Raw genomic sequence first — 534 nt, 5'->3', positions numbered from 1 at the left:
CCAGGGGACGATCCAGTATTCGCCGTTGTCGCGGGGCACGCAGACTTCGCGGCGCTGGCGGTTGAAGCGGACGGGCAAGGGGACTTCGCGGAGGAGGCCCTGGATCAACCAAAAAATCGGGAGGGCCATGATGCAGGCACCCAGGATCAGAACATCGCGACTGAATTCAGGGTCGATGTTTCGAATAAAGAATGAAATGGCTAAAAACAACACAACTCCCGGCCACATCACCATCACCGCCGAACCGATGCTGTAGTTGCCGATGTCAATAAAGACGTCGTTCTTGCGCCAGATGGTATTGAGCACGTCACAGGGCTTTTCCCCCGTAGGGATCGGCAACGGCGCCAGATAGTCATTGCGCGAAAACATCCCTTTCTTCGTGGTGCCGGCCGCTGGCGTGCTCATGCCGGCGCATCGGCTTGAGCGGCCAATTCCGCTTCGCGCTGGACGATGGCGGCTACAAGCGCCGGGGAGCGTTGGGCCCATTGCTCGGGGGGCAGGGGTTTTGACCATTCGAGGATGTCGGGGTGGGGC

The 534-nt window shown here is 59.9% G+C and carries 1 pseudogene; it reads right to left on the bottom strand.

Annotation, left to right across the window (positions count from 1 at the left end):
- A pseudogene (locus CAG33_RS28050) lies at positions 1 to 405 on the bottom strand (hypothetical protein); the annotation flags it as partial.
- Positions 406 to 534 lie beyond the last annotated feature (129 nt).

This window comes from Pseudomonas sp. B3(2017) (assembly GCF_002113595.1).
GTDB lineage: Bacteria > Pseudomonadota > Gammaproteobacteria > Pseudomonadales > Pseudomonadaceae > Aquipseudomonas > Aquipseudomonas ekonensis.
The sequence above is the reverse complement of the archived record's forward strand: the minus strand, read 5'-3'. Positions and strand labels throughout refer to the sequence as shown.